The sequence below is a fragment of the Myxacorys chilensis genome (assembly GCF_059505265.1).
In genome coordinates, this window is sequence record NZ_JCACKG010000236.1 from 1 (window position 1) to 2,746 (window position 2,746).

Genomic DNA, 2,746 nt, shown 5'->3' on the forward strand with positions numbered 1-2,746 from the left:
GCGGCGCTCGCACAGGGCGACATCGTCGCTGCCCTGACCACGCCCTCTTGGGGTCGAGCCGGCGACGATGGGCGGCTTGCCCGGCTCTGCCGCGCCTGGCGTCCCGCTCCTGTTCGAAGTCGCTCACTGCTTCGCCATCATGACCGTGCGGGAGCCACTCGTCCGATGCGGGAGGGCGAGCGCGCTGAGCCTGCATGCGACCAAGACCTTCGGCACCGTGGAGGGAGGCGCTGTGATCTCCGGCGACGAGGGCATCGTCGAGCGCGTCACACGGATGCGCGCCCTCGGTGTCCTCTCGGAGTCAGCGGGCGAGCTGGGACCGAACGCCAAGATGTCCGAGCTTCATGCGGCGTTCGGACTGGCGTTGCTGGGAGGACACGAAGCCGTTTGGACGGCGCGCCAGGAGCGCGGGCATCACGACCAGGGGCAGATGCCGCCCGACATGGAGCTGATCGACGTCGAGACCCCCCATAACCTGGGCCAACTACGGCTACGCCACGGTCGTCTTCCGCCAGGAACGCCGCCTGCTGCCGGTGAGGTCGCTGTTGCAGGGCGAAGGGTTCGCCAGCCGCCGATACGCCCATCCCGCCCTGGGCGAGCTGCCGTTCCTCCCAGGCTGGAGCGAGACTCCGGTCGCCTCCGATGTCCCGGCGGGGGCTCACCCAGCCGCTGTCCCATGAATTGCCTCTGGAACGAACCGAGCGGATCGTCCGACTATTGAGGCAGGCGGGATAGCGCCCGCTGGTCTGTCCCCTTGAGTCCATCTCGCGACTCTTTGAGGCACTACCAACGAGACCGGGCAACGATCGGCTGAAGGCATCCTTACAGGACGTGCCTGGTTCTCGATATCAGCTGGTTCCGCCCGCACGGTCGTGGTCAGGACCCCGACTCTGAACTGGCCGCAGCGGCTCCTTCTCCTGCTGGAGACCCTGCCACACCAGCGACAGGTGCCCGGAGACCGGATCCTCTACCTAGCCGCGGACAACAGCCCCGAGGCCGAATGGCATCGGCTCGTCCGCGTGGCGCCCGGCCAGCCGGGCCTCGAGATCGTCTATGTGCACGAACCCGCACACGAGCTCGCCAAGGTGCGCAAACGCATCCTCGACGAGGCCATTGCCAGGGGCGCACATCTCCTGGCGTTCTTCGACGACGACCAGACTCCGCACCCCGAGCTGATGTTCCAGCTCGTCGCGGTCCTCGACCGGCACAAGGCCAGGTCGTCCTTGGTGCCGTCCAGGCCGCCTTCGAGGGTGCGATCTCGGTCGCCATCCTGGCCGGTCAATTCCTCGATCTCTTCCACTCGGTGCGGGTGCTCGGGGCGCCGGTGCCGCTCCTCGTGGCGGACTTCCTCACGTGCACGTCGCGCTGGACCGCACCCTCTGGGGGCGCGAGCTCTTCGCGGTGGGCGCGAACCCGGAGGCCACACGGCTGTCGGTCGGCGTAGGGCACAGGTCTTCGCGCTGATGAGGCTGCTCGTGAGGACCGGCGCGCTGCCGGCGGCCTCGCGGCTGAGCTCGGAGACACCGGACGCCTCGCCGACGCTGACGCTGGACGCGATCGCCGCGATCATCATCGGCGGCACGAGTCTCTTCGGCACGCGGGCCTCGGTGACTCCGACGCGGCTCGGGGCGCTGCTCATCGCGGTGTTGAGCAACGGGATGGTTCTCCTTAACGTCAACGTGGATGCGCAATGCATCGTGGAAGGGCTCATCCTCCTCCTCGCAGCGGTGCTGGAGCGCGTGGCGGTGCGGGCGCAGCGGGCATACACGGCGGCTCGGCGTCGTAGATGCGGGCTTCTTGCTGGCCTTCGGGGCCATACTCCTGGCGCTTGTCCTCCGGAGCCCGGCGCTCGAACCGCCTCAACGTCGGGCGGCAGACCGCCATCCTGGGGATCGCGGCCATCGCCATGTCCTTTGTAATCCTTGGCAGGGAAGATCGACCTTTCGGTGAGAGCTGCTGTCTTGGCCTAGAGCGCCGGCGGGGGCTGGCTCGCGGTGCCCGCCGTGGGGGCAGGCATCGGACTCGTCGACGAGCTGCTCACGGCCCATGCGGCCGTGCCATCGTTCGTCGCGACGCCGCTGAGCTACGTCATCGCGCAAGGGGCGGCGCTGACCATGACGGCGGGCCAGACGATCCTCTTCCGGGCGGACGCCCTGCGTGCGACCTTCGCGACCAGTGCGATCCTCGGGCTCAATCCAGCCCTCCTCTGGCTGGTCGCCGCATTTCTCGGCCATTGGTAGCTCCTCGCGCAGACGCGGTTCGGGGCGCATGTCTACGCGGTCGGCAGCGTGCAAGCGAGCGCCCGGATGCTGGGCCCTCCCGTGGAGAGCATCCGGATCTCGCTATCCGTGACGACCGGAGCGCTGAACAGTGGCTTCGCCATCCTGAACGAGGGCTACAGCGCGAGACTTCGGGGCGGCAGATTGCCTTCCGGCGGAGATGGCCGGCGGCGGGATTGAAAACATCCTTGTAGGAGAAGACGCCCGGTCCGAAGGCGTCCTTGGCGGGAAAGGGGATGACAACGCGGACTCCCCGCCCGGTGATGAGGAGACCCTCCTCCACCATGCGACGGACGTCCTCGGAGGCGGCCGAACCTCGCGCGTCACGTCGGCGCCAGGGCGCGCCTTGACAAGGGGCTTGGGCCGGAAGCGCCCGTTGGCGATGCGGGCCTCTCGGGACGGTGGCGGGAGGAGCGCGTTCACAGACGAGCCGAGACGGCTAGACCCGGATGCGAGCGGGAGCGAGG

Annotated in this window: 4 protein-coding genes; 2 read left to right on the forward strand and 2 right to left on the reverse strand. The window is 68.6% G+C overall.

From position 1 onward, the window contains the following. The first annotated feature begins 139 nt into the window (after window positions 1-139). Complete coding sequence (locus AC5JLB_RS24430) at window positions 140-721, forward strand: DegT/DnrJ/EryC1/StrS family aminotransferase (RefSeq protein WP_495876433.1); 582 nt, start codon at window positions 140-142, stop codon at window positions 719-721. A 250-nt stretch (window positions 722-971) separates the two neighbouring features. On the opposite strand, the gene AC5JLB_RS24435 is transcribed toward AC5JLB_RS24430, so the two are convergent. Further along, entirely contained in the window at window positions 972-1,208 is a 237-nt protein-coding gene (locus AC5JLB_RS24435; protein ID WP_495876434.1) for a hypothetical protein, read from the reverse strand. A 795-nt stretch (window positions 1,209-2,003) separates the two neighbouring features. On the opposite strand from AC5JLB_RS24435, the gene AC5JLB_RS24440 reads away from it, so the two are divergent. Next, window positions 2,004-2,240 carry a hypothetical protein gene (locus AC5JLB_RS24440; protein ID WP_495876435.1) on the forward strand — a complete coding sequence of 79 codons (237 nt, stop codon included), beginning with the start codon at window positions 2,004-2,006 and terminating at the stop codon, window positions 2,238-2,240. Window positions 2,241-2,342: 102 nt separating this feature from the next. Here AC5JLB_RS24440 and AC5JLB_RS24445 read toward each other — a convergent pair whose 3' ends face one another. After that, entirely contained in the window at window positions 2,343-2,465 is a 123-nt protein-coding gene (locus AC5JLB_RS24445) for a hypothetical protein (protein ID WP_495876436.1), read from the reverse strand. Between the last annotated feature and the right edge of the window lie 281 nt (window positions 2,466-2,746).